Source organism: Pseudomonas sp. EA_35y_Pfl2_R111 (assembly GCF_963970955.1).
In the GTDB taxonomy this organism is placed as follows: Bacteria; Pseudomonadota; Gammaproteobacteria; order Pseudomonadales; family Pseudomonadaceae; genus Aquipseudomonas.
In genome coordinates this window covers 160,462-184,930 of the sequence record NZ_CAXAOM010000001.1, presented here as the reverse complement: position 1 = coordinate 184,930, position 24,469 = coordinate 160,462, and the positions used below count along the sequence as shown (strand labels likewise).

Here is a 24,469-nt window from a genome sequence, read left to right as displayed (position 1 = left end):
CTGATGATATGACCCAGATTTCCGAACGCCTGCTGGTGCAAGCTCACCTCGATGCCAAGCAGCCCAAGCCGCTGACGCCTGAGCAAGAGGCTTTTTACCGTGCTGAGATTGCTGCTGAGCTGAAAAAGCAGAACGCCGTACTGGTGGCGCACTATTACTGCGACCCAGTGCTGCAAGCCTTGGCCGAAGAAACTGGCGGCTGCGTTTCCGACTCGCTGGAGATGGCCCGCTTCGGCAATCAGCACCCAGCGCAGACCGTGCTGGTGGCCGGCGTTAAATTCATGGGCGAAACGGCGAAAATCCTCAATCCGGAAAAGCGCGTACTGATGCCGACACTTGAAGCGACCTGCTCGCTTGATCTGGGTTGTCCGGTGGACGAGTTTGCGGCGTTCTGCGATCAGCACCCGCAGCGCACGGTGGTGGTATATGCCAACACCTCGGCAGCGGTGAAGGCGCGCGCCGATTGGGTGGTGACCTCCAGTTGTGCGGTGGAGATCGTCGAGCATTTGATGGACAACGGCGAGAGCATTATCTGGGCGCCGGACCAGCATCTGGGGCGCTATATCCAGAACAAAACCGGCGCCGATATGCTGCTATGGGACGGTGCCTGCATCGTCCACGAGGAGTTCAAGGCCAAGCAGTTGGCAGACATGAAGGCGCTGTATCCAGATGCCGCCGTGCTGGTTCATCCCGAGTCACCGACCGCCGTGATCGATCTGGCCGATGCAGTGGGCTCTACCAGCCAGCTGATCGCTGCCGCGCAGCGTCTGCCGAACAAAACCTTTATCGTCGCCACCGACGCCGGCATCTTCTACAAGATGCAGCAGCTGTGCCCGGACAAGGAATTTGTCGCTGCGCCAACGGCCGGCAACGGCGCCGCTTGTCGTAGTTGTGCGCATTGCCCGTGGATGGCGATGAATACCTTGCAGCGTACTCTGGAGTGCCTGCGTGAGGGTAGTAATGAGATATTTGTCGACCCGGCATTGATCCCCAAAGCGATCAAACCGCTCAAGCGCATGCTCGACTTCACCCAGGCTGCGCGCTTAAAACTAAGCGGCAACGCTTAAGCGAGTTGCATAAAAAAGCCCGCCGGTTCTGCCGTGCGGGCTTTTGTGCATCTGGCAGCTGCTTAATGCGTGCCGCCTTGGGCAGGCATGGCCAGCAGCTGCTTTTCCTGGTTCCAATCGAAGGGCTCGTCGTTCTCTTCAGCGTAAAAGCGGCGTTCTTCGAGGGTCTGGTACATCTCGATTTCTTCGTCGGGCATAAAGTGCAGACAGTCGCCGCCGAAGAACCACAGCACGTCGCGCGGCACTAGGTGGGCGATTTGCGGGTAGCGCTGAAATATCTGGCTGATCAGGTCCTGGCCCAGGTAGAGGCTGGCTTCCGGATCGCTCGGCAGGTCGCTAAGCAATTCGTCGTAGCGCTCCAGGTACATGGCGTGGCTGTCATCGAGAATCTGCTCGGCTTCGCCCAGGGCGACCAGAATGGTGCGCAGGTGCTGCAGCAGTGCGAGGTGATGTTCGATGTGAGTGTTGGCCATGGGGCAATCCTGTAGGTAAAACGGGCGCGCAAGTATAAGGCTCGCGTCGCCCGCTGTCCCGTTTGCCTGCTTAGCGGACCTTGCCGGTGCTGAGTGTTAACTCCTCCTTGGCAAAGTCATCGACATCGATCACCACGCGCCGCGCTGCTTCGGCCTGATGCAGGCTGTGCGCTTCATCGGCACTGAGTACACCAGCGGCCAGTGCGGAATCAATCAGGCTTTGCCCGGGTAATTCCTGTACCTGACCGGCTTTGACGGCTTTGTGCAGTTTTTTCTGCGGGCCTTGTACGTCTTGCAGCAGGTTCATTGCATATTGCAGTGCCCCCACCGAGTCCTGTTCGGCGTGCGGGCGATAGCAGCCTTCGAGCAACTCCTCCAGCGCCGGGTCGCCGCTGTTGCGGCCGATAATGCCAGCCACTTCGGCGTCCAGCTCATCACTTGGGCCTTTGTGGCGGCGGCCCAGCGGCAATACCAGCAGGCGCAGGGCGCAGCCGAGCAGTTTGTTGGGGAAGTTAACGAGCAGCTCTTCCAGCGCCTGTTCGGCCTTGCCCAGGCTTTCTTCCACGGCCCAGCACAGCATGGGCTGCGAATGTTCTGGGTAGCCAAGGTCGTGGTAGCGCTTGAGCGCAGCGGAGGCCAGGTAAAGGTGGCTGAGTACATCACCCAGGCGCGCTGATAAACGCTCGCGACGTTTCAATTCGCCGCCAAGCAGCATCATGCTGGTATCAGCAAGCAGGGCAAAGGACGCCGCCAGGCGGTTGAGCGCGCGGAAGTAGGGGCGGCTGATACGGTCGCCCGGCACCTGACCGAAAACGCCAAAGCCGAGACTGAGCAGCAGGCTGCTGGCGGCGTTGCTGACGGCAAAGCCGATATGTTGCAGCAGCAGTTCATCGAATTCCTGCAGCGCCTGGTCGTGGTCTTCGCGTGCCGCCAGGGCCATTTCCTTGAGTACATAGGGGTGGCAGCGAATCGCGCCCTGGCCAAATATCATCAGGTTGCGCGAGAGGATATTGGCCCCCTCCACGGTGATAAAGATCGGCGCGCCCTGCCAGGAGCGGGCCAGGTAGTTGTTGGGGCCCATCACGATGCCTTTGCCGCCGTGCACGTCCATGGCGTGGCTGATGCACTCACGGCCGCGTTCGGTCAGGTGGTACTTAAGGATGGCCGAGAGCACCGAGGGCTTCTCTCCCAGGTCCACCGCATTGGCAGTGAGGATGCGTGCGCTGTCCATCAGCCAGGCGTTGCCGCCGATGCGCGCCAGGGCTTCCTGAATGCCTTCGAACGCGGACAGCGGCACATTAAACTGCTCGCGGATCTGACTGTATTGGCCGGTGGTCAGGCTGGTGAATTTGGCCGCGCCCGTGCCGACTGCTGGTAGGGAGATGGAGCGGCCCACGGACAGGCAGTTCATCAGCATCATCCAGCCCTTGCCGAGCATCTCCTGACCGCCAATCAGATATTCCAGGGGGATAAACACATCCTTGCCGGAGTTCGGACCGTTCATAAAGGCGGCGCCAAGTGGCAGGTGGCGACGGCCGATCTCGACGCCAGGCGTTTCTGTAGGCACCAGGGCCAGGCTGATACCAAGGTCTTCCTCTTCGCCCAAAAGATGTTCAGGGTCGTAGGCCTTGAAGGCCAGGCCGAGCAGGGTAGCGACTGGGCCAAGGGTGATATAGCGTTTTTCCCAGTTCAGGCGCAGGCCGATGACTTCCTCGCCTTGCCACTGACCCTTGCAGATGATTCCGGTATCCGGCATGGCGCCGGCGTCAGATCCCGCCAGTGGGCCGGTGAGGGCGAAGCAGGGGATGTCTTCACCGCGCGCCAGGCGCGGCAGGTAGTGGTCGCGCTGGGCGTCGGTGCCGTAGTGCAGCAGCAGTTCGGCAGGACCCAAGGAATTGGGCACCATCACGGTGGAGGCCAGGTCGCCTGAGCGGGTGGCCAGCTTCATCGCCACCTGGGAGTGGGCGTAGGCGGAAAAGCCCTTGCCACCGTATTGCTTGGGGATGATCAGGGCGAAGAAACCGTGGCTCTTGATATGTGCCCAGGCCTCGGCGGGCAGGTCCATCTGCTGGCCGATCTGCCAGTCACTGACCATGGCGCAGAGTGCTTCGGTGGGGCCGTCGATAAACGCCTGTTCTTCCTCGCTCAGTTGCGCCTTGGGGTAGGCCAGCAGGGTGTCCCAGTCGGGGCGGCCGCTAAACAACTCACCATCCCACCACACCGTGCCGGCTTCGATGGCATCGCGTTCGGTGGCCGACATTGGCGGCAATGTCCGCTTGAACCATGTAAATAGTGGCGCAGTGAACAGTTTGCGGCGTTGTTGCGGCAGCAGCAGTGGCAGGGCCACGGCCAGCAGTAACAACCAGAGCACGAGCATGAGCCAGTCAGGCGCGTGACTGAACACGCCCATCAGAATCAGAAAACCAGCCACTATGCCCAAGGCGGGCAGGGGAGCGGTACGCCGATGGGCAAGAAAGGCCGTGCCAAACAGCAGGGCGAGTAACCAGAGAGCGAGCATGCAGAATCCTCCATGATGACAATGCGTGTGTAAGCACCATCATGAGCGTAGTCGCCATTGATGGCGACAAGAGCGGTGAGCTTGGCCGAATCGTCGTGACATTGGCCGGACTCCCGTCGTTAGACTGGTTTCTCAATCGTGGAGAAACCCTGATGCGTGAATACCTTGAGCCCGGCCGCTTCATCGATAGTGACCATCCAGCGCTGGTTGAGTTCGCAGAAAGGTTTCGCGGGGCCAGCCGCGACCCGCGTGAACAGGCCATCCAACTGTACTATGCCGTACGTGATGAAATTCGCTACAACCCCTACGTATTCAGTCGTGACGCCGAAACGCTGAAAGCCAGCCACGCGTTGCAGGCGGGCGAGAGTTACTGCGTGCCCAAGGCCACCTTGCTTGCCGCCTGTGCCCGGCATTGCGGTATACCGGCACGCATCGGCCTGGCCGATGTTCGTAACCATCTGGCAACGCCGCGCTTGCTTGAGATGCTGCGCAGTGAAGTATTCGCCATGCATGGCTACACCGAGTTGTTCCTTGATGGTCGCTGGGTCAAGGCCACGCCGGCGTTTAACCTCGCGCTGTGCCGGGTATTCAAGGTGGCGCCGTTGGAGTTTGATGGCCTGAGCGACAGCGTATTCCATCCGTTCAATCAGCAGGGCGAGCGCTATATGGAGTACCTGCACGATCACGGTCAGTTTGCTGATGTGCCCGAGCAGCTGTTCTTCGACCATTTGGCCGCCTGTTACCCTCATTTGTTTGCCGAGGATGCGCTGTCGATCAGTGGCGACTTCGCCGCTGAGGCCGTCTCTGGTTGATGTATCGACCGGGCTGATAAGCACCATCGGATACTGCCAGGTTTAATCTGCGCTCGGCGCTGGTAGGCTGCTGCCCAGCCGTGGGGGCGGCAGTTTTGCGCGAAGAGACTGTGGTGGCGATGTTCCAGACGCTAGACTTGGGCCAGATCGCGCTGCATGGCGCAGCCTCTCTCGAATTTTTTATCTGATCAGGTGTGCACATTTTTATGAGTACTGCTCTGTCCATTCGCCAGTTGACCAAGACTTATGGCAACGGCTTCCAGGCGCTGCACGGCATCGACCTGGATGTGGCTGAAGGCGATTTCTTCGCCTTGCTCGGCCCCAACGGTGCCGGCAAGTCCACCACCATCGGCATCCTCTCGACTCTCGTTACCAAAAGCAGCGGCACGGTGAATGTGTTCGGGCACGACCTCGATAAACAACCGTCGGCGCTTAAACGCTGTCTGGGTGTTGTGCCGCAGGAATTCAACTTTAACCAGTTCGAGAAGGCCTTCGACATTGTCGTGACCCAGGCCGGTTACTACGGCATCCCGGCAAAAATCGCCAAGGAGCGCGCCGAGCAGTACCTCAATCAGCTCGGCCTGTGGGGCAAGCATGATGTGCCGTCGCGCGAATTGTCCGGCGGCATGAAGCGGCGTCTGATGATCGCTCGCGCCCTGGTGCATCAGCCGCGCTTGTTGATTCTTGATGAGCCGACTGCCGGGGTTGATATCGAACTGCGCCGCTCGATGTGGAGCTTTCTCACCGAGCTGAATCAGCAGGGCATCACCATCATCCTGACTACTCACTACCTCGAAGAAGCCGAACAGCTGTGCCGCAATATCGGCATCATCGACCACGGCCGCATCGTCGAAAACACCAGTATGAAGACGCTGTTGAAGACCCTGCATGTGGAGACCTTTCTGCTCGATCTCAAGGAGTCCCTGTTGGTGCCGCCGCAGCTGATCGGTTACCCGGCGCAACTGCTCGACCATCACACCCTGGAGGTGCAGGTCGACAAGAGCCAGGGCATCACCGAACTCTTCCACCAGTTAGCCCGGCAGAATATCGAGGTGCTCAGCTTGCGTAATAAGACCAATCGCCTGGAGGAGTTGTTCGTCTCCCTGGTCGAGAAGAACCTGGCGAAGGTGGCGGTATGAGCACGGCTTATCTGAACTCCGAATTCACCGCCAACATGGTGGCGCTGCGCACCATTGTTTACCGCGAGATCCGCCGCTTTACCCGTATCTGGCCGCAGACCTTGTTGCCGCCAGCGATCACCATGGTTTTGTACTTCGTGATCTTCGGCAACCTGATCGGCAGCCAGATCGGCGATATGGGTGGCTTCAGTTATATGGAGTACATCGTGCCGGGATTGATCATGATGTCGGTGATCACCAACTCTTACGGCAACGTAGTGTCGAGCTTCTTTGGTAGTAAGTTCCAGCGCTCCATCGAGGAGCTGATGGTCTCGCCGGTGTCGCCGCATATCATCCTCACCGGCTACGTGGTGGGCGGCGTACTGCGCGGGCTGGCGGTGGGTTTTATCGTCACCCTGCTGTCGCTGTTCTTCACCCATCTGCAGGTGCACCACCTCGGTGTCACGGTGCTGGTGGTGCTGCTGACCGCGACCATCTTCTCTCTGGGCGGTTTTATCAACGCGGTGTTCGCACGCAACTTCGATGATATTTCGATTATCCCGACCTTTGTGCTGACGCCTTTGACCTACCTGGGCGGAGTGTTCTATTCGATCAGCCTGCTGCCGCAGTTCTGGCAGACGGTGTCGCTGGCCAACCCGGTGCTGCATATGGTCAATGCCTTCCGTTACGGCATCCTCGGGGTGTCTGATATCCGCATCGGCGTGGCCATCGGTTTTATGCTGGTTGCCACCGCGGTGCTGTATGGCGTGTGTATTCGCCTGCTGGTAAGCGGTCGTGGTATGCGCCAATAGCAGTGCTAATACCGGGAAACAGTTTTAACGGCTGATTTGTACGGCTCGGCCGTTAGACTCGGCCTCTACAAAGAATTAGGGGTTGTATATGTTTGCCCGCGCACCTGCTTTTGTCGGTACGGTCTTTCTGCTGTGCTCGCTTGTTAGTGTGCAAACGCACGCCAATGAAGGGCCGCTGGTCGAGGTGGTTAAGGCTGAGCGGAGCTTGGTGCGCGACGAACTGGTGACCTTCGGCTCGCTGCGCCCCGACGAGTCGGTGATGATCCGTCCAGAAATCGCCGGCCGGGTGGCGCAGCTGCATTTTCGCGAAGGCCAGCGCGTCGAAGCGGGTGCGCTGCTGGTTAGCCTGGATGATTCCATTGCTCGTGCCGAATTTGCCCAGGCGCAGGCCAACCTGAATCTGGCGGAAAAGAACTTTCAGCGCGCGCAGATGCTGTTCAAGCGTGGCGCCAGCAATGCCCAGGCGCTGGATGAAGCCAGTGCCCAGCAGCAGGCCTCGCGGGCCAGCCTGGCCTTGTCCCAGGCGCGCTTGGACAAGACCCGCATTCTCGCCCCCTACGACGGTGTGCTCGGCCTGCGTCAGGTCAGCCCTGGCGATTACCTCAGCGAAGGCCAAGACATCGTCAATCTGGAAGTGCTGGATCCGCTCAAGGTGGATTTCCGCATTCCGCAAAAAGCCGTCAGTCAGATCCGTCTTAAGCAGGTCATCGAGATCAGCCTGGATGCCTATCCCGGCGAGCGCTTCACCGGCGAGATTTTCGCCATCAACCCGCGCCTGGACGAAGCAGGGCGCAGCCAGGCGATTCGCGCGCATATCAGTAACAGCGATGGCCGTTTGAGCCCGGGGCAATTTGTACGGGTGTCGGTCATTCTCGCGGAGCGGCCGAATGCCCTGGTGCTTCCAGAGGAAGCCATCATGCCGGTAGGCGAGCAGCTGCTGGTCAATCTGGTGGTCGATGGCAAAGTCGAGTTGCGCGAGGTCAAACTGGGTAAGCGCATGGCCGGCAAGGTTGAGGTAATTGAAGGCCTGCAAGGTGATGAAACCCTGATCAGTGCCGGCTGGCAGAAGGTCAGAGCCGGCGCATCGGTACGCACCAAGGTGGCGGAGCAAACGCCATGACCCTGTCGGATATCTGCATCCGTCGGCCGGTGTTTGCCACTGTTCTGTCGCTGATTGTGGTGCTGCTTGGCTTGATGGCCTATGACCGCCTGGCCGTGCGCGAATATCCGAATATCGACGTGCCGATTGTCACGGTCAACGTCACCTACCCGGGCGCCAGCCCGGAGATCATGGAGTCCCAGGTTGCCCAGCCGATCGAGGATGTGCTCTCGGGTATCGAAGGCCTGGATTTCGTCAGCTCCATCAGCCGTTCGGAAAACACCCAGATCACCGCGCAGTTCCGCCTGGGCAGCAACTCCGATGAGGCCGCCAACGATGTGCGCGACCGGCTGGGCCGAGTGCGCGGCCTGCTGCCCGATGAAATCAGCGAACCCATCGTGCAGAAGGTCGAGGCCGATGCCCAGCCGGTGATCTGGCTGGCTTTCTACAGCGAACGCTACAGCGCCATGGAGATCACCGATGTGCTGGAGCGGGTGATCAAGGATCGCCTGCAAACCATTCCCGGCGTCTCCGAAGTGCAGATTCGCGGCGCGCGTACCTTTGCCATGCGCATCTGGCTGGACCCGGAGAAGCTCGCCGCGCATAACCTTACCGTGCAGGACGTGGAAGATGCTCTGCGCCGGCAGAACGTGGAAATTCCGGCTGGACGTATCGAGTCGCAGCAACGTGAATTTACCGTGCTCTCGGAAACCGATATGAACACCCCGGAGCAGTTCAACCAGCTGATCCTCGATGACTCACGCGGTTATCTGTTGCGTCTGGCCGATGTTGGCTATGCCGAAATCGGCGCTGCGGATGAGCGCAGTATCGTCCGTTACAAGGGCCAGCCAGCCGTGTCGATGGGCATGATCAAACAGGCCACTGCCAACCCGCTGGACATCTCTGATGGCCTGGCGGCGGCTTTGCCCGATGTGCGGGCGCTGTTGCCCGAAGGCATGCAGATGGCGGTGGCCAATGACAACTCGCTGTTTATCCGCGAGTCGATCGACAACGTGTTTATCACCATCTGGGAAGCGGTGGGGCTGGTCATCCTGATCATCTTTATCTTCCTGCGTTCGCTGCGCGCTACCCTCATTCCGCTGGTGACCATTCCTGTGTCGCTGATCGGCGCATTTGCTCTCATGTCGCTGATGGGCTTCACCATCAACACCCTGACGCTGCTGGCCATGGTGTTGGCCATCGGCCTGGTGGTGGACGACGCCATCGTCATGCTGGAGAACATCCATCGGCATATCGAGGAGGGCATGCAACCGCTGCAAGCGGCGCTCAAGGGCAGCCGCGAGATCGCCTTTGCGGTAATCGCCATGACCCTGACCCTGGCCGCAGTATTCGCCCCCATCGGTTTTATGCAGGGCACCACGGGCAAGCTGTTTACCGAGTTCGCCTGGACCCTGGCCGGCGCAGTGCTGGTGTCCGGTTTTGTTGCCCTGACCCTGACGCCGATGATGTGCGCGCTGCTGCTCAAGCCGCATCAGGCCGGCGAACGGCACAACCGGGTGTACAACCTGATCGAGGACTTTCTCAACGGCCTGACCTACAGCTACAAACACCTACTGGCCAAGGCGCTGAGTGCCTGGGTGCTGGTGGTGGGCATGCTATTGCTCACGGTGGTGGCTTGTGTGCTGCTGTTCTCCGGATTGAAATCCGAGCTGGCACCGACCGAGGATACCGGCACCATTATCGGCGTGTTCAACGGCCCGGATGGCGCCACCATCAATTACACAGGGCGTTATGCCCGTGAGATCGAAGCCGCTTACGCCAGCATCCCCGAGACCAACCGCTATATGGTCATCGCTGGCTTCCCGACGGTGGCCCAGGGCATTTCCTTTATGAAGCTGGAGGACTGGGCCGACCGTTCGCGCAGCCAGTTCGAGATTCGCAACGAACTGCTGCCAAAACTGCAGGATATCGCCGGAGTTCGAGCCTTCCCGGTCAACCGGCCGCCGCTGGGGCAGAGCGCACGTAACCAACCGGTGAACTTCGTGATTCGCTCGTCCATGGAGTACGCCGAGCTGCAGGGTTATGTCGACGAATTGCTCAACGCGTTGCGCGATTATCCGGGGCTGGAAAGCCTGGACAGCGACCTCAAACTCAATGCGCCGCAGCTGAAAGTCGCGGTCAATCGCGAGCAGGCGGTGGCGGTGGGTACTGATGTGGCAACCATTGGCCGTAGTTTGGAGAGCCTGTTTGGCAGCCGCCAGGTGACGCGCTTCAAGCAGAACGGCGAGCAGTACGATGTGCTCGTGCAGTTGCAGGGCGTGGACCGCAGCAACCCGCAGGACCTGGATCGCGTCTATGTGCGTGGCCGCGATGAGAGTATGGTGCAGCTGTCCAACCTGATCGAGGTGCGCGAGACCGTCGCGCCGCGCGAGCTCAACCATTTCAACCAGCTGCGTGCGGTCACGGTCAGTGCCAACGTCGGCTCCGGTTACACCCTGGGCGAAGCCCTGGCGCATCTGGAAAGTACGGCGCGCACAGTGTTCCCGGCCGAGACCCAGTACGACTACACCGGCACTTCGCGGGACTTCAAGGAGTCCAGCGCCGGCATTGCGCTGATCTTCGCCCTGGCCCTGGCGTTTATCTTCCTGGTGCTGGCGGCGCAGTTCGAGAGCTTTACCGACCCGCTGATCATCCTGTTCAGCGTGCCGCTGTCGATGGCTGGGGCCTTACTGGCGCTGACGTTGTTTGGCGGCACCTTGAATATCTACTCGCAAATCGGCCTGGTGACGCTGATCGGCCTGATTACCAAGCACGGCATCCTGATCGTCGAGTTCGCCAATGTGCTGTTGCGTCAGGGCCATGAACTGCGTGGTGCGGTGATAGAGGCGTCGGTGCAGCGCCTGCGACCGATTCTGATGACCACCGGGGCGATGGTGCTGGGCTCACTGCCATTGGCGATTGCCACCGGCGCGGGTGCGGAAAGCCGTCAGCAGATCGGCATGGTGATTGTCGGCGGCCTGTTGGTCGGCACCTTCTTCACCCTCTTTGTGATCCCGACGCTGTATATGCTGCTGCGCCGCTGGCGGCCGATAAAGCAGGAAAGTGAGGCAATGGCGGTAGCGTAAAGTCTGATTTTCGTGGGAGCGGGCCATGCCCGCGAAATAGCTGAGTCGCGGGCTAAAAAATCGCGGGCATGGCCCGCTCCTACGTGCCTCAGTTACTCGACTTTCAGCACTAGCTTGCCGAAGTTCTCGCCGCTAAACAGTTTCAGCAGAGTTTCCGGAAAGGTGTTCAGGCCGCTGACGATATCTTCCTTGGATTTCAATTTGCCGCTGGCCAGCCAACCGCCCATCTCCGCCGCGGCTTCGCCGAAGCGCGGGGCGTAGGTCATCACCACCATGCCTTCCATGCGCGCGCTGTTGACCAGCAGATTCAGGTAGTTGGCGGGACCTTTGACGGCCTGCTTGTTGTTGTACTGGCTGATCGCGCCGCAGATGATTACCCGTGCCTTGAAGGCCAGGCGGGTCAGTACGGCATCGAGAATGTCGCCACCGACGTTGTCGAAATACACGTTTACGCCTTTTGGGCATTCGCGTTTGAGGCCGGCAATCACGTCCTCGCTCTTGTAGTCGATGGCACCGTCGAAGCCCAGCTCATCAATCAGGAACTTGCACTTGTCTGCGCCGCCGGCGATGCCGACCACGCGGCAGCCCTTGAGCTTGGCGATCTGCCCGGCAATGCTGCCCACTGCGCCGGCCGCACCGGAAATCACCACGGTTTCACCGGCTTGCGGCGCGCCGACATCAAGCAGGGCGAAGTAGGCGGTCATGCCGGTCATGCCCAGGGCGGACAGGTACAACGGCAGCGGCGCGCGCTTGGGATCGACCTTGTAGAAGCCTTTGGGCTCGCCGAGGAAATAATCCTGCACGCCGAGCGCGCCGTTTACATGGTCACCCACGGCGAAGTCCGGGTGCTGAGAGGCCACCACGTCACCCACGCCGAGTGCACGCATCACTTCGCCAATGCCGACCGGCGGGATATAGGATTTGGCATCGTTCATCCAGCCGCGCATGGCCGGGTCCAGTGACAGGTAGGCGTTCTTTACCAGGATTTGCCCAGGGCCGGGTTCGCCGACGCTGGTTTCTACGTAGCTGAAAGTCTCACGGCTGGGCAGGCCGACCGGGCGTTGGGCAAGCAGGAACTGACGATTGAGTGGGGCAGTCATGGCGGGTACTCACTGAACGGAAAGACTGTTGATAGCCCTTAGTGGCGTAATCAGCAAGATTTGCCCGTGGGACGAATGGTGACTAATCCATCCGGATGATCGTTGACCTGGGGTGTTAATCACTCGTTTGGATGAAGCCATCACCAGCAGTTTGATAGTGCTGCCTTGGGACTGGGGAGCTGATTAGACTCAGCGCAGTTTCTAATCCTTGCGAGGACACGCAGATGAGCTTGAGCTTTTCCGGCCGGGTTGCCCTGGTCACCGGTGGTGCAGCGGGTATTGGTCGTGCCACGGCACTGGCGTTCGCCAACGAAGGCCTGCAAGTGGTGGTGTCCGACGTTGATGTGGCGGGCGGCGAAACAACTGTCGCGCTGATACGTGAAGCCGGTGGTGACGCGCTGTTTGTGCGCTGCGACGTAACCCGCGATGCAGAGGTCAAGGTGCTGATGGAGCGCACACTGGGCGCCTATGGCCGTCTGGACTACGCCTTCAATAATGCCGGCATCGAGATCGAGAAGGGCAAGCTGGCCGAAGGTACTGAGGCCGAGTACGACGCCATCATGGGCGTCAACGTCAAAGGCGTTTGGCTGTGCATGAAGCACCAGATTCCGCTGTTACTGGCGCAGGGCGGCGGCGCGATCGTCAACACAGCCTCGATTGCCGGTCTTGGCGCCGCGCCGAAGATGAGCATCTATGCCGCGTCCAAGCATGCGGTGATCGGCCTGACCAAATCGGCAGCGGTCGAATATGCGAAGAAGAAGGTACGGGTCAACGCGGTGTGCCCGGCAGTGATCGACACCGATATGTTCCGCCGCGCCTATGAAGCCGATCCGAAGAAGGGCGAATTCGCCGCCGCTATGCACCCGGTCGGACGTATCGGCAAGGTCGAGGAAATCGCCACCGCCGTACTCTACCTGTGCTGCGACAATGCGGCCTTCACCACCGGCCAGGCGCTGGCGGTAGATGGCGGCGCTACAGCCATCTGATTTCATTCGGCAATTAAAAAGCGCCCAGATGGGCGCTTTTTTTATACCTCGCCATTTCTTTCACACGATTGGCCACTAAAGTCACTGCAGTGTTCTTCGCCGCTGTTCAAGATCGCTCAGCGCTTTGATCAAGGAGTAAAAGCCGTGACAGCTGATCCGTTACTAACTCTGTTCCTACCTATTGCTCTGGGCATCATCATGCTCGGCCTGGGCTTGTCGCTGACCCTGGCGGATTTTGCCCGGGTAGTGAAGTTCCCCAAGCCGGTACTGATCGGCCTGGCTTGCCAGCTGTTGCTGCTACCGCTGGTATGTTTCTTTCTGGCCAAGGCCTTTGGTCTGGCCCCCGCGCTGGCAGTTGGCCTGATGCTATTGGCGGCTTCACCGGGCGGCACCACAGCCAATCTCTACAGCCATCTGGCCCATGGCGACGTGGCGCTGAATATCACCCTGACGGCGGTGAATTCAGTGATCGCGGTGCTGACCATGCCGCTGATCGTCAACCTGTCGTTGGCCTACTTTATGGAAGGCGATCAGGCTCTGCCGTTGCAGTTCACCAAGGTGGTGCAGGTGTTTGTCATCGTGCTTGGGCCGGTGGCCATCGGTATCTGGATACGCAGCCGCTTCCCTGATTTTGCCGCACGCATGGAAAAGCCGGTGAAGATCATCTCCGCACTGTTTCTGCTGATTATCATCATTCTGGCGGTGGTCAAGGATTGGCAGACCTTTGTCGATTACGCGCCCCTGGTCGGCGGGGCGGCGTTGGCCTTCAATCTGATCAGCCTGGCGGTGGGCTATTGGGTGCCGCGTCTGTGCAAGTTGAGCCTGCGTCAGTCGATTGCCATCGGTATGGAAATCGGCATTCATAACGGCACTCTGGCGATTGCCCTGGCGCTGAGCCCGATGCTGCTGAACAACGCTACGATGTCCATCCCGGCAGCGATCTACAGCATCATCATGTTTTTTACCGCTGGGGCCTTTGGCTGGTGGGTCAACTTTGCCCATGGCAAAGAATTGAAAGCCACTGAGTAGGAGCTGACTGACATAAAAAAGCCCGTCACTTGGACGGGCTTTTTTATGTCTGCTGGTTGGCTCAGTGCAGCGGCAGTTCCACGCCTTCGAACAGCTCTTCCAGTTCAATCTTGCTATGGCACTGCACGGCTTTGGCCATCATGTCGCGGGTCAGGTGCGGGGCGAATTTCTCGATAAAGTCGCACATAAAACCGCGCAGGAAGGTGCCACGACGGAAGCCGATCTTGGTCACGCTGGCTTCGAACAGCTCGCCGGCATCCAGCACCACCAGGTCCGGATCTAGTTTGGCATCAACCGCCATCTTGGCCACGATGCCCACGCCCAGACCCAGGCGTACGTAAGTCTTGATCACGTCAGCGTCGGCGGCGGTAAACACCACTTTTGGCGTCAGGCCGCGATGGCTGAAGGCCTCGTCGAGTTTGGAGCGACCGGTAAAGCCGAACACGTAGGTGACGATGGAGTATTCGGCCAGGGCTTCCAGGGTTAGCTTTGGCAGCTTGGTCAGCGGATGGCCCTGGGGCACCACTACACAGCGGTTCCAGCGGTAGCAGGGCATCATGATCAGGTCGTTGAACAGCTCCAGACCTTCGGTGGCGATGGCGAAATCAACGGTGCCATCAGCAGCCATTTCGGCGATCTGCATCGGTGTTCCCTGGTGCATATGCAGGGCCACGTCCGGGTATTGCTTGATAAACGCACTGATAACCGGCGGCAGGGCATAGCGCGCCTGGGTGTGGGTGGTGGCGATGGACAGGGTGCCTTTCTTCTCATTGGAGAATTCCTGGGCGATCTGCTTGATGCTTTCGACCTTGCGCAGGATTTCCCCGGCGGTGTTGATGATGCGCTCGCCAGCTGGGGTGATGCGGGTCAGGTGTTTACCGCTGCGGGCGAATACTTCAACCCCCAGTTCGTCTTCAAGTAGGCGGATCTGTTTGCTGATGCCGGGCTGCGAGGTGTAGAGGCTTTGTGCCGTGGCAGAAACGTTGAGGTCGTGATGCGCGACTTCCCAGATGTAGCGCAGTTGCTGAAGCTTCATAAAAATCCCTCAAAGCAAAAAGACAGCCGTTCAGGTTACCGGCGTTTTATATAACCATAATGATGATTGAAGCATTAAATCTAGACCAAAAATAGAAATGTGCTGCGCTTCTTCTAAAGATCACCGCGGCTGCGATGCTGCAGCATCGGCACTAGGTACACCGGCACTTCGGACAATTGCACCAAGCGCGACGCGGTACGCCCCAGCGGAATGTCCATATCCGTGCCGTGGCTGTGGCTACCTAGGACCAGCAAATCCACGCCGAGTTGCTGCGCTTCATCGAGTATCACCAGCGGCGGATCGCCCTGTACCACGCGCACCGCCTTGATCAGCTCCAGATCATGCAGGGCTTCGCCTATCTCATCGCGAAAGCCCTCCAGCACCCGCTGCTCGATGCTCGCCATCACCGTACTTAGGCCATTGGTGCGCAGGTCTTTGAGCCGCTCTTCATCTAGATAGGTTTGCAATACCGACTCGGCAAACAGGCCCATGGGCTCTACCGCGTGCACCACATACAGGCTGGCATTGAAGGAACGGGTCAGCGCCAGGGCGTGTTGCAGGATGTAGGGGGCGTACAGGCCAAGATCAGTGGCATAGAGAATCGAGCGAATCATGCGGCCTCCTTGACTGCCTGACTGGCGGGCCTGATCTGAGCTTAGCAGCGCCATTGATAAGTCAAGAAAGCCGAAACTCTGAGGACGAATGGCTATATCGCGGGTGACGAAATGTGAGCGGCGAGGGCGTTTGAACACCCTCGCGCGGGGGGGTTAGATATGCGGCTCGTTGCTGATGCCGTGAGGTACATGACCGGTTGGCACGACCTTGTTGGCTTTTTCGCAGTGGCCGGTCTGATCGTCGAAGAATACGTCGGCGCCGAAGGTCTCCAGAATCGCGGCCTTTTCCAGGCCGCCGAGGAAAAACGACTCATCCAGGCGGATGTTCCACTCGCGCAGCGTGCGAATCACCCGCTCATGGGCCGGGGCCGAGCGCGCGGTAACCAGCGCCGTGCGAATCGGGCACTGCTCTTCGGGAAATTCCTGTTGCAGACGGTGCAGGGCGGCGAGGAACGGCTTGAACGGGCCGCCGCCGAGCAGCTCGCGGGCTGACTGGCGCTCGTGGCTCTGGAAGGCTTCCAGGCCGGCCTGTTGATAGACCCGCTCGGACTCATCCGAGAACAGCACGGCATCACCGTCGAAGGCGATGCGCAGCTCATTGCTTGCCGCCCGCCGAGCGCCGCCGGAGAGAATGGTCGCCGCACCGAAGCCGGCCCGCAGCGCACTGCGCACATCTTCGGCATGGGTGGAGAGAAACAGGTGGCAGCCGAAGGCGGCCAGATAAGGATCGGGACTGCGCCCGCCGACAAAGGCCGCGCGGGAGATGCCCAGGCCGTAGTGCTGAATCGAATTGAACGCGCGCAGGCCGGTGTCGGCACTGTTGCGCGAGACCAGAATAACCTCGACCCGCTGCTGCTTGAGGGCGGAGTTCAGCGCCAGGAGTTTTTCCACCAAGGGGAAGGCATCGCCAGGGGGGAGGATCTCATCCTCATGCTCGATCTGGTATTGGCGATAGGCCTCGACGCCCTGGCTTTCATAGATCTGGTGGCTGTCGCGCAGGTCGAACAGCGCCCGCGAGGAGATCGCCAGCACCAGTTTGTCGCCTAATCCCTTGCTCATGGCTGTGTCCTATTGCGCGCGTTGTTCGAGGAACCGCAGGGTCTGATAGAGCATCTCGGTGCGCGGCATCGCACAGCCGGCCTGGGCCGCAGCGGCCAGTGGTGCGGCATAGATGGCGTGCAGTTCCAGTGGGCGCTGCAGGGCAAAGTCGTGGTACATGCTCGGTAGGTAATCCGGCATGCGATCGGTGGCCGCCAGCAGTTTGCCGGCAAAGCCTGCGGGCAACTGATAGCCGCAGGCGCCGGCGGCTTCCACCACTTCCTGCATGATCGCTTCGATCAGTGCACGGCTATCGGCGTTGCCCATCAGCGCCGTGGTGGCGCTGTCCAGCAGCACGGCCAGGCCGTTATAGGGCACGTTCCACACCAGCTTCTGCCAGCGCGCCTGGTTCAGTTCGGCCATGGCGGTGGAGTCCAGCCCTGCAGCCTGGAACAGCGCGCTGCCTTGTTCGAGGATCTGCTGACGGCTCTCGGCATCGTTTGCCGGACCTGAGTGATAGCCCAGGTTGACGCTGCCCAGCGCCTGATGCTCGACCACTCCCGGAGCGCTGCGATGGGCGCAGATATAGCAAAGGCCACCCAGCAGGTGCAGCGAGTCCGGCAGTAGCGGGCGCAGTTCGTCTTCCACCGCCAGGCCGTTCTGCATCAACACCACCTTGGCGCCGGGCGCGGCGGCCTGGCTGATCAGTGGGGACAGTTCGGCGTTGCTGGTGGTCTTGGCACCGATCAGCAGCCAGTCGCACTGAGGCATATCGGCAACTGACTGGTACGCCTGCACCGGTTGTAGGTGCAGGTTGCCGTGCACTGCACTGTTGACCTGCAAGCCCTTGCTGGCGACTGCGGCGAATTCGCTGCGCAGCAGAAAGTGCACATCAAAGCCGGCGCGGGCCAGCATCAGGCCATAAAAACCGCCAATCGCGCCGGAGCCGATAATGCCGATACGCGGTGCTGCATTCATCAGGGTAATTCCTCTGCGGGGCGCGACAGGGCAGTGTCCAACGCCTGACTAAGTGCGGCGGGCTGCAGGCTGCTCTGCAGTGCGCCATAAAATTGGCCATCCTGAACCACGAACAACGCGGGTAGATGAAATGCCTCATAACGCGTCACTAAACCGCCACTGTTGGCCGCATCTACCCAGGCAAGGCGCTGTATCGGCAGGGGCAAATTAGGCAGCTCACGCCGCGCCCAACGGCAACTGGCACAACCTATGCTGGTAAATATCAGCAGTGAAATGCCAGGCAAGTCGAGTAGATGGCGATCTGCATCTAAATCGGTCAGTTCCAGTTCAGTCACTATACTGGCCAATGTGGTATCAAATTGATGGCATCCGAGGTAGTCATAGATGCGTCACTTTCTGCGTCATCCCAGTGATATGCCGGTTGAATTAGTGCTGCGCAAACAGGCATTTGTACCCAAAGAGCGGCTCAACAATATCAGCCTCGGCGGTGTGGCTTGCAACTCCAACCGCGCTTTTCGCCGTGGTACCGCCATCGAACTGCGTATTCCGCTGTTCGGCGAGCATGCGCGTTACCCAGGTCTGGTGGCTTGGTGCCGCAAGCAAGAGGGCAAATACCTGGTGGGTATCGCCTTTGTCGATGAAGACACGCTGTTTCGCGCGCGCATGGTCGAGCAGGTCTGCCAGATAGAACATTATCGCCATCAACGCGAGCAGGAGCTGGGCTGCAGCCTACCGGTCGAGGTGGTCGCACAGGAGTGGATCAGCCAGCATGCCGCCGAGTTCTCCCGCGCCAGCCTGAATTAGTGATTGCCCCGCCTGCAGGTCGTTGAAAAACGTAGGCGAGGCAGGCAAGACAAGGCAAAAACGGCCGAGGAAGCGGAGTTTACTGTTGTAAATGAGCATTCCGAGGCCGTTTTTAACGCAGTATTGCCAACGCAGGTAGTTTTTCGGCGACCTGCCAAGCCCATTGTCGAGCCAGGCCTATACGCGCTAAGGTTCGGCTTCCCCGCTGTGCTCATATTGCTGTGCTCCGCCACACGGGGATCGCTGGCGGCCGGCACCCGTGACCTGATGACTCTGACTGATGAATAGCACGATGGCTGATTTACCGATTGATGACCTGAACGTTGCTTCCAACGACACCCTGATAACCCCGGCCCAGCTCAAGCGTGAAATTCCGCTGACCGATGCTGCCTTGCGCACGGTTGCCAGTGGTCGTGAGGTGATCCGCAATATTCTCGATGGCAAGGATCATCGCCTGTTCGTGGTGGTCGGGCCGTGCTCGATCCACGATATCAAGGCCGCCCACGAGTATGCCGAGCGTCTCAAGGCGCTGGCTGCCGAGGTATCGGACAGTCTGTATCTGGTTATGCGCGTGTATTTCGAGAAGCCGCGTACCACCGTCGGCTGGAAAGGCCTGATCAACGATCCGTTTATGGATGACTCGTTCAAGATTCAGGACGGTCTGCATATCGGTCGCCAGTTGCTGCGTGACCTGGCTGAAATGGGCCTGCCGACTGCCACTGAAGCCCTCGACCCGATTTCCCCGCAGTACCTGCAGGATCTGATCAGCTGGTCGGCCATCGGCGCGCGCACTACCGAATCGCAAACCCACCGTGAAATGGCTTCCGGCCTGTCCTCGGCTGTGGGCTTCAAGAACGGCACCGATGGCGGCCTGACTGTGGCGATCAACGCCCTGCAGTCGGTCTCCAGCCCGCACCGTTTCCTCGGTATCAACCAGGAAGGTGGCGTGTCCATCGTTACCACCAAGGGCAATGCCTACGGCCACGTGGTGCTGCGCGGTGGCAACGGCAAGCCGAACTACGATTCGGTGAGTGTTGCCGTTTGTGAGCAGGAACTGACCAAAGCTGGCATACGCCCGAACATCATGGTCGATTGCAGCCACGCCAACTCCAACAAGGACCCGGCCCTGCAACCGCTGGTGATGGATAACGTCGCCAACCAGATTCTGGAAGGCAACCAGTCGATCGTCGGCCTGATGGTGGAAAGCCACCTGGGCTGGGGCGCGCAGTCAATTCCCAAGGACTTGAGCCAGCTCAAGTACGGCGTGTCGATCACCGATGCCTGCATTGATTGGGAAAGCACCGAGAAAACCCTGCGCGGCATGCACGCCAAGCTCAAGGATGTGCTGCCTAAGCGTCAGCGCGGCTGATTTCGCCAGCTGTGACAAAAAACGGGCTTATGCGTGATGCATAAGCCCGTTTTTTATGACCTGCCATCCATGGCGGTCACCCTTCGGGCCGTCGCTTCGCGAGGTTAAAAATCGTTCCAGACGATTTTTTATTGCCTGCTGTCCAGCTAGCCCGCAGTTCGTAGGATGGGTTGAGCGCAGCGATACCCATCACTCAAACGTCCTGCTTACCCCAATTTAGAATCGCCAAGGTCAAGAGCCCCGCAACAATCCCCCAGAACGCCGAGCCCACCGAGAACAGGGTCATGCCCGAGGCGGTTACCAGAAAGGTGATCAGCGCCGCTTCGCGTTCTTTCGGTTCGCTCATGGCTTGGGTCAGGCCGCCGATGATTGAGGCGAACAGCGCCAGCGCGGCGATGGACAGGATCAGGGCTTTCGGTAGAGCAGCAAACAGCGCGGCCAGGGTTGCGCCGAAGATGCCGGCGATGCCGTAGAACACTCCGCACCAGATGGCAGCGGTGTAGCGTTTTTTCGGGTCTTCATGAGCTTCCGGGCCGGCGCAGATCGCTGCGCTGATGGCCGCCATATGGATGCCGTGGCTGCCGAACGGAGCCAGCAGCATCGAAGTCAGTCCGGTGGTGGTGAGCAACGGGCTGGCCGGCACGTCATAACCATTGGCGCGCAGCACAGCCATGCCCGGCAAGTTCTGCGAGGCCATGGCGACGATAAACAGCGGAATACCGATGCTGATCGTTGCTGCCAGGGAGAAGCTCGGTGTGGTCCATTCCGGCACGGCCAGTTGCAGCTCGAAGTGTTCAAAGTTGAGCAGACCGAAGACCCCGGCCAGCACGCTGCCGACGATCAAGGCGGCGAGCACGGCATAGCGGGGCAACAGGCGTTTGCCCAGCAGGTAGGCGACCAGCATCGCCACCACCAGCAGCGGCTGCTGTTCGGCGGCCACGCAGATTTCCAGGCCGATCTTGAACAGCACACCGGCCAGCAGCGCCGCGGCGATGGAGGCGGGGATGCGGCGCATCAGGCGGTCGAAGGTGCCGGTTAGGCCGATCAGCACGATCAGGCCGGAGGCGAAGATGTAGGCACCAATGGCTTCGCTGAACGGAACACCGGGAAGGCTGGTGATCAACAGCGCCGCGCCGGGGGTGGACCAGGCGATCATGATCGGCGCGCGGTAGCGCAGCGACAGGCCGATGCAGCAGAGCGCCATGCCAATCGACAGCGCCCAGATCCAGGATGAAATCTGTCCGCTAGTCAACCCGGCGGCCTGGCCAGCCTGGAACATCAGCACCAGCGAGCTGGTGTAGCCAGTGAGCATGGCGATAAACCCGGCGACTACTGCCGAGGTCGACGTGTCGGCCAGCGGCCTTAGGCGGGCTTGCGGCAGGTCGTGCATCAGAGCAGTCCGGTATCGGCGAAGATGGGGTACAGCGAGGCTACCAGCAGCAGGGCCATGCCGATATTGAACACGCGCAGGGCGCGTGCGTTGCTCAGCCAGTTGCGCAGCAGGCTGCCAGCCACCGTCCACAGGCCGACGCTAGGGCAATTGACCAAAGCGAACAGCGCCGCGATCAGCAGCACATTGACCACGAAGTTTTCCTGCGGGGTGTAGGTGGTGATGGCGCCGATGGCCATGATCCAGGCTTTCGGGTTAACCCACTGAAAGGCAGCTGCCTGCAGAAAGGTAAACGGCTTGCCCACCGGCTTTCCGCCATCCTGCGGCGCACCAGAGCCGGCAATCTTCCAGGCCAGGTACAGCAGGTAGGCTGCGCCCAGATAGCGCAGCACGTTGTACAGCAGCGGTACCTGCTCGAACAACTGGCCAAGACCGAGGCCGACCGAGGCCACCAGCAGCATAAAGCCCAGGCTGATGCCGAACATATGCGGCAGGCTGCGGCGCAGCCCGAAGTTAACTCCGCTGGCGAGCAGCATCATATTGTTCGGCCCCGGCGTCACCGAGGTGACAAAGGCGAAGGCGATAAAGGCGAGCAGCAGTTCGGTGGTCATGGCGCAGCACTCAGGGGCAGTGCTGATCAGCCTAGGGGGAGATGGGCAGGCCGTCGCGGTACAGCGACGCTGGCAATGGACGTAACAGTTTTAAAGTGTTCTTGGAAAAGACCAATACAGTTTCTCTGAAATAACAGTACAGTCGGCTCTAATGGTCGGTCGAGAGCGCTTCAGCGCCCAGCCAGTGCCTGGTTGACCATGAGCCAGCCCTGTACTGCGTCGTCACCCACTTCACCAAAGGCCCGCTGCAGCAGCTTGGCCTGTTCACGGCGCAGGGCCTGTTCCAGCTTTGCACCTTCGGCAGTAAAGCCGAGCAGGCGTTTTCGCTTGTCGTCCTCAGCGGTCAGGCTTTGCACCAAGTCCATTTCCAGCAGCTGACGCAGCGGGGTGCTCAACGCCTGCTTGCTCACGCCCAGGTAAGCGAGCAGTTCTTTCATGCTCAGCCCTGGGTACTTGGCGATAAAGAACAGGATGCGGTGATGTACCCGCGACAGGCCGCGGCGCGCCAGTATCTCATCGGCCTTGGCGGTAAACGCCTGGTAGCCAAAGAAGAAGGCTTCCATGGCGGTCTGCTGAATGGCCGGGTTTTTTAGGTCAGGCATATTGACGTATCCGTATGGGTCGTCGTAGTTTCGGTCAAACAGTTTGACCTATTTTTATTTGCCTTTGCTACCGGTGTATCCATGGCCTTCTCCGAACGTGTTGCCCGCCTGAAAAGCTCCTTGATCCGTGAAATCCTCGCCGCGGCGCAGCGTCCGGAAGTCATGTCCTTCGCCGGTGGCTTGCCCGCTGAACCGATGCTGCCAAAGGTTGAGTGGGCTGAAATGCCCGCAAGCATGGGTCAATATGGCATGAGTGAAGGTGAGCCGGCGCTGCGTGAGGCGATTGCTGCCGAAGCACGCGCCCTCGGAGTACCTTGCGACGCCAGCCAGGTGCTGATCGTCAGCGGCTCGCAGCAGACGCTCGATCTGGCCAGCAAACTGTTTATCGATCCGGGCACCGAAGTGCTGCTCGAAGCGCCGACTTACTTGGCTGCACTGCAAGCGTTTCAGCTGTTCGGTGCTGACTGCATCGCCGTACCGCAGGAAGCCGATGGCCCGCAGATTGATGCTTTGCGTCAGCGCTTGGAAAACCACAAGCCGGCCTTCGCCTACCTGATCCCAACCTTCCAGAACCCGTCGGCGGTGCGCTACAGCGAAGCCAAGCGTGACGCCGTGGCGGCGCTGCTCGACGAGTTTGGCGTGACTCTGATCGAAGACGAACCTTACCGCGAGCTAGTGTTCGACGCAGGCAGCGCCACGCCGATTGTCAGCCGCCTGCAGAAGGCCAGCTGGATCTACACCGGTACTGTGTCGAAAACCCTGCTGCCGGGCCTGCGCGTTGGCTACCTGATCGCCACGCCGGACCTGTTCCCCTACCTGCTACGCCTCAAGCAATCGGCGGATTTACACACCAACCGCATTGGCCAGTGGCAGGCGCTGCAGTGGCTGGGCAGCGAGAAATACCGTGGCCACTTGGCCGAGCTGCGCGATTTTTATCGCATCCGCCGCGATGCCATGCAGGCGGTGCTGGAAGAGCACTTTAGCGATCTGGCCGACTGGCAGGTTCCCCAGGGCGGGCTGTTCTTCTGGCTGACCCTCAAACAGCCGCTGGACACTCGCACGCTGCTGGCGCCGGCGCTGGCGCAGAACGTGGCGTTTATGCCGGGCGAGCCGTTCTTTGTCGACCCGGACGCCAACCCCGGTCATTTGCGGCTTAACTTCAGCCACGTCGCACCTGAGCGTTTGAGCGAAGGCCTCAAGCGTCTGGCCGAGGTGATTCGTCAGGCGCAAGCAAGCAGCTGAGTGGTTTCAGACATATTTGGGAGGAGGGTGATATGTACAAGGTCTATGGCGATTACCGTTCGGGCAACTGCTACAAGATCAAGCTGATGCTGCACCTGCTGGATCAGCCCTACGAATGGATAGCGGTCGATATCCTTAAGGGCGAGACCCAGAGCGAAGCGTTTTTGGCTAAGAACCCCAATGGCAAGATCCCGGTACTGGAGCTGGAAGACGGCACCTGTTTGTGGGAGTCCAATGCCATCCTCAACTTCCTCGCTGATGGCACGGAGTTTCTGCCAACCGAGCCGCGTTTGCGCACCCAGGTGCTGCAGTGGCAGTTCTTCGAGCAGTACAGCCATGAACCGTATGTGGCGGTGGCGCGCTTTATTCAGCTGTATCAGGGGCTGCCAGAGGCTCGGCGCAGCGAGTACGAGGAGTGCCATGCGCGCGGTTACAAGGCGCTCAAGGTGATGGAGAAACAGCTACAGCGCACGTCTTACTTGGTGGGTGAAGAGTTCTCGATTGCCGATATCGCCTTGTATGCCTACACCCATGTGGCGGACGAAGGCGGCTTCGACCTGACCCCGTACCCGGCCATCCGCACCTGGCTGGATCGGGCCGCCAGCCATCCGCGTTATGTCGGTATGCTCGACTGACAGCTCAGCGGGCTAGATGAGCGGTGAGAGGCTCTGCATTTTCTCACCGC

At 60.0% G+C, this 24,469-nt stretch carries 23 protein-coding genes; 12 read left to right on the top strand and 11 right to left on the bottom strand.

Going from position 1 to position 24,469, the window contains the following annotated elements; translation table 11 throughout:
* Positions 1-8: 8 nt before the first annotated feature.
* A complete protein-coding gene (gene nadA, locus AACY25_RS01035; RefSeq protein WP_339413693.1) occupies positions 9-1,067 on the top strand; it encodes a quinolinate synthase NadA in 1,059 nt (352 codons plus the stop codon).
* A gap of 62 nt (positions 1,068-1,129) precedes the next feature.
* On the opposite strand, the gene AACY25_RS01030 is transcribed toward nadA, so the two are convergent.
* Both AACY25_RS01030 and AACY25_RS01025 read right to left on the bottom strand, forming a co-directional pair.
* A complete protein-coding gene (locus AACY25_RS01030) occupies positions 1,130-1,540 on the bottom strand; it encodes a PA2817 family protein (protein ID WP_339521991.1) in 411 nt (136 codons plus the stop codon).
* A gap of 70 nt (positions 1,541-1,610) precedes the next feature.
* The gene (locus tag AACY25_RS01025) at positions 1,611-4,058 is read right to left on the bottom strand and encodes an acyl-CoA dehydrogenase (RefSeq protein WP_339521989.1); all 2,448 of its coding nucleotides are present in this window, start codon (positions 4,056-4,058) and stop codon (positions 1,611-1,613) included.
* A 152-nt stretch (positions 4,059-4,210) separates the two neighbouring features.
* Between AACY25_RS01025 and AACY25_RS01020 the strand changes: the two genes are divergently transcribed.
* The 5 genes from AACY25_RS01020 (at position 4,211) to AACY25_RS01000 (ending at position 10,985) form a co-directional block, all read left to right on the top strand.
* Positions 4,211-4,870, top strand: coding sequence for a transglutaminase-like domain-containing protein (locus AACY25_RS01020; protein WP_339523779.1), 660 nt, complete (start codon positions 4,211-4,213; stop codon positions 4,868-4,870).
* 206 nt (positions 4,871-5,076) lie between these two features.
* Entirely contained in the window at positions 5,077-6,009 is a 933-nt protein-coding gene (locus tag AACY25_RS01015) for an ABC transporter ATP-binding protein (protein ID WP_339521987.1), read from the top strand.
* Between the two features lie 11 nt (positions 6,010-6,020).
* A complete protein-coding gene (locus AACY25_RS01010) occupies positions 6,021-6,800 on the top strand; it encodes an ABC transporter permease (RefSeq protein ID WP_339523778.1) in 780 nt (259 codons plus the stop codon).
* 88 nt (positions 6,801-6,888) lie between these two features.
* Positions 6,889-7,920, top strand: a complete 1,032-nt coding sequence (locus AACY25_RS01005; RefSeq protein WP_339521986.1) for an efflux RND transporter periplasmic adaptor subunit — start codon at positions 6,889-6,891, stop codon at positions 7,918-7,920.
* Positions 7,917-10,985, top strand: coding sequence for an efflux RND transporter permease subunit (locus AACY25_RS01000; protein ID WP_339521985.1), 3,069 nt, complete (start codon positions 7,917-7,919; stop codon positions 10,983-10,985). The genes AACY25_RS01005 and AACY25_RS01000 overlap by 4 nt, the downstream gene beginning before the upstream one ends.
* Before the next feature lie 92 nt (positions 10,986-11,077).
* Here AACY25_RS01000 and AACY25_RS00995 read toward each other — a convergent pair whose 3' ends face one another.
* A complete protein-coding gene (locus tag AACY25_RS00995) occupies positions 11,078-12,085 on the bottom strand; it encodes an NADP-dependent oxidoreductase (protein ID WP_339521984.1) in 1,008 nt (335 codons plus the stop codon).
* A gap of 224 nt (positions 12,086-12,309) precedes the next feature.
* On the opposite strand from AACY25_RS00995, the gene AACY25_RS00990 reads away from it, so the two are divergent.
* Entirely contained in the window at positions 12,310-13,071 is a 762-nt protein-coding gene (locus AACY25_RS00990) for an SDR family oxidoreductase (RefSeq protein ID WP_339521983.1), read from the top strand.
* A gap of 144 nt (positions 13,072-13,215) precedes the next feature.
* The gene (locus AACY25_RS00985) at positions 13,216-14,100 is read left to right on the top strand and encodes a bile acid:sodium symporter family protein (RefSeq protein ID WP_339521981.1); all 885 of its coding nucleotides are present in this window, start codon (positions 13,216-13,218) and stop codon (positions 14,098-14,100) included.
* Positions 14,101-14,161: 61 nt separating this feature from the next.
* Here AACY25_RS00985 and cysB read toward each other — a convergent pair whose 3' ends face one another.
* The 5 genes from cysB to AACY25_RS00960 all read right to left on the bottom strand — a co-directional run bounded on the left by cysB (position 14,162) and on the right by AACY25_RS00960 (position 18,101).
* Positions 14,162-15,136 carry an HTH-type transcriptional regulator CysB gene (gene cysB / locus AACY25_RS00980; RefSeq protein WP_339521979.1) on the bottom strand — a complete coding sequence of 325 codons (975 nt, stop codon included), beginning with the start codon at positions 15,134-15,136 and terminating at the stop codon, positions 14,162-14,164.
* 113 nt (positions 15,137-15,249) lie between these two features.
* The gene (locus AACY25_RS00975) at positions 15,250-15,750 is read right to left on the bottom strand and encodes a universal stress protein (RefSeq protein ID WP_305591754.1); all 501 of its coding nucleotides are present in this window, start codon (positions 15,748-15,750) and stop codon (positions 15,250-15,252) included.
* Positions 15,751-15,903: 153 nt separating this feature from the next.
* On the bottom strand, positions 15,904-16,809 hold the full coding sequence (locus AACY25_RS00970) for a 5'-nucleotidase (protein WP_339521975.1): 906 nt from the start codon (positions 16,807-16,809) through the stop codon (positions 15,904-15,906).
* A 9-nt stretch (positions 16,810-16,818) separates the two neighbouring features.
* Entirely contained in the window at positions 16,819-17,766 is a 948-nt protein-coding gene (locus AACY25_RS00965) for a putative 2-dehydropantoate 2-reductase (protein WP_339521974.1), read from the bottom strand.
* Entirely contained in the window at positions 17,766-18,101 is a 336-nt protein-coding gene (locus tag AACY25_RS00960) for a thioredoxin (protein WP_339521973.1), read from the bottom strand. Before AACY25_RS00960 ends, AACY25_RS00965 begins: the two co-directional genes overlap by 1 nt.
* Positions 18,102-18,150: 49 nt before the next feature.
* On the opposite strand from AACY25_RS00960, the gene AACY25_RS00955 reads away from it, so the two are divergent.
* Both AACY25_RS00955 and AACY25_RS00950 read left to right on the top strand, forming a co-directional pair.
* On the top strand, positions 18,151-18,570 hold the full coding sequence (locus tag AACY25_RS00955; RefSeq protein ID WP_275961496.1) for a PilZ domain-containing protein: 420 nt from the start codon (positions 18,151-18,153) through the stop codon (positions 18,568-18,570).
* 292 nt (positions 18,571-18,862) lie between these two features.
* The gene (locus AACY25_RS00950; protein WP_339521971.1) at positions 18,863-19,939 is read left to right on the top strand and encodes a 3-deoxy-7-phosphoheptulonate synthase; all 1,077 of its coding nucleotides are present in this window, start codon (positions 18,863-18,865) and stop codon (positions 19,937-19,939) included.
* A gap of 193 nt (positions 19,940-20,132) precedes the next feature.
* On the opposite strand, the gene AACY25_RS00945 is transcribed toward AACY25_RS00950, so the two are convergent.
* The 3 genes from AACY25_RS00945 to AACY25_RS00935 form a co-directional block, all read right to left on the bottom strand.
* Entirely contained in the window at positions 20,133-21,329 is a 1,197-nt protein-coding gene (locus AACY25_RS00945; protein WP_339521970.1) for a benzoate/H(+) symporter BenE family transporter, read from the bottom strand.
* The gene (locus tag AACY25_RS00940) at positions 21,329-21,940 is read right to left on the bottom strand and encodes a LysE family translocator (protein WP_339521969.1); all 612 of its coding nucleotides are present in this window, start codon (positions 21,938-21,940) and stop codon (positions 21,329-21,331) included. The genes AACY25_RS00945 and AACY25_RS00940 overlap by 1 nt, the downstream gene beginning before the upstream one ends.
* Before the next feature lie 170 nt (positions 21,941-22,110).
* Positions 22,111-22,542 carry a MarR family winged helix-turn-helix transcriptional regulator gene (locus AACY25_RS00935; protein WP_339521968.1) on the bottom strand — a complete coding sequence of 144 codons (432 nt, stop codon included), beginning with the start codon at positions 22,540-22,542 and terminating at the stop codon, positions 22,111-22,113.
* Between the two features lie 81 nt (positions 22,543-22,623).
* On the opposite strand from AACY25_RS00935, the gene AACY25_RS00930 reads away from it, so the two are divergent.
* A complete protein-coding gene (locus AACY25_RS00930) occupies positions 22,624-23,784 on the top strand; it encodes an aminotransferase-like domain-containing protein (RefSeq protein WP_339521967.1) in 1,161 nt (386 codons plus the stop codon).
* A 32-nt stretch (positions 23,785-23,816) separates the two neighbouring features.
* The gene (locus AACY25_RS00925) at positions 23,817-24,419 is read left to right on the top strand and encodes a glutathione S-transferase family protein (protein ID WP_339521966.1); all 603 of its coding nucleotides are present in this window, start codon (positions 23,817-23,819) and stop codon (positions 24,417-24,419) included.
* Positions 24,420-24,469 lie beyond the last annotated feature (50 nt).

Excerpts from the sequence above, each read along its gene's own strand:
- cysB (WP_339521979.1), bottom strand. The coding sequence starts at position 15,136 with ATGAAGCTTCAGCAACTGCGCTACATCTGGGAAGTCGCGCATCACGAC.
- AACY25_RS00930 (WP_339521967.1), top strand. The coding sequence starts at position 22,624 with ATGGCCTTCTCCGAACGTGTTGCCCGCCTGAAAAGCTCCTTGATCCGT.
- AACY25_RS00965 (WP_339521974.1), bottom strand. The coding sequence starts at position 17,766 with ATGAATGCAGCACCGCGTATCGGCATTATCGGCTCCGGCGCGATTGGC.
- AACY25_RS00925 (WP_339521966.1), top strand. The coding sequence starts at position 23,817 with ATGTACAAGGTCTATGGCGATTACCGTTCGGGCAACTGCTACAAGATC.
- AACY25_RS00945 (WP_339521970.1), bottom strand. The coding sequence starts at position 21,329 with ATGCACGACCTGCCGCAAGCCCGCCTAAGGCCGCTGGCCGACACGTCG.
- AACY25_RS00990 (WP_339521983.1), top strand. The coding sequence starts at position 12,310 with ATGAGCTTGAGCTTTTCCGGCCGGGTTGCCCTGGTCACCGGTGGTGCA.
- AACY25_RS00995 (WP_339521984.1), bottom strand. The coding sequence starts at position 12,085 with ATGACTGCCCCACTCAATCGTCAGTTCCTGCTTGCCCAACGCCCGGTC.
- AACY25_RS01015 (WP_339521987.1), top strand. The coding sequence starts at position 5,077 with ATGAGTACTGCTCTGTCCATTCGCCAGTTGACCAAGACTTATGGCAAC.
- AACY25_RS01020 (WP_339523779.1), top strand. The coding sequence starts at position 4,211 with ATGCGTGAATACCTTGAGCCCGGCCGCTTCATCGATAGTGACCATCCA.
- AACY25_RS01025 (WP_339521989.1), bottom strand. The coding sequence starts at position 4,058 with ATGCTCGCTCTCTGGTTACTCGCCCTGCTGTTTGGCACGGCCTTTCTT.
- AACY25_RS01030 (WP_339521991.1), bottom strand. The coding sequence starts at position 1,540 with ATGGCCAACACTCACATCGAACATCACCTCGCACTGCTGCAGCACCTG.
- AACY25_RS00935 (WP_339521968.1), bottom strand. The coding sequence starts at position 22,542 with ATGCCTGACCTAAAAAACCCGGCCATTCAGCAGACCGCCATGGAAGCC.
- AACY25_RS01005 (WP_339521986.1), top strand. The coding sequence starts at position 6,889 with ATGTTTGCCCGCGCACCTGCTTTTGTCGGTACGGTCTTTCTGCTGTGC.
- AACY25_RS00970 (WP_339521975.1), bottom strand. The coding sequence starts at position 16,809 with ATGAGCAAGGGATTAGGCGACAAACTGGTGCTGGCGATCTCCTCGCGG.
- nadA (WP_339413693.1), top strand. The coding sequence starts at position 9 with ATGACCCAGATTTCCGAACGCCTGCTGGTGCAAGCTCACCTCGATGCC.
- AACY25_RS01000 (WP_339521985.1), top strand. The coding sequence starts at position 7,917 with ATGACCCTGTCGGATATCTGCATCCGTCGGCCGGTGTTTGCCACTGTT.
- AACY25_RS00955 (WP_275961496.1), top strand. The coding sequence starts at position 18,151 with ATGCGTCACTTTCTGCGTCATCCCAGTGATATGCCGGTTGAATTAGTG.
- AACY25_RS00975 (WP_305591754.1), bottom strand. The coding sequence starts at position 15,750 with ATGATTCGCTCGATTCTCTATGCCACTGATCTTGGCCTGTACGCCCCC.
- AACY25_RS00950 (WP_339521971.1), top strand. The coding sequence starts at position 18,863 with ATGGCTGATTTACCGATTGATGACCTGAACGTTGCTTCCAACGACACC.
- AACY25_RS00940 (WP_339521969.1), bottom strand. The coding sequence starts at position 21,940 with ATGACCACCGAACTGCTGCTCGCCTTTATCGCCTTCGCCTTTGTCACC.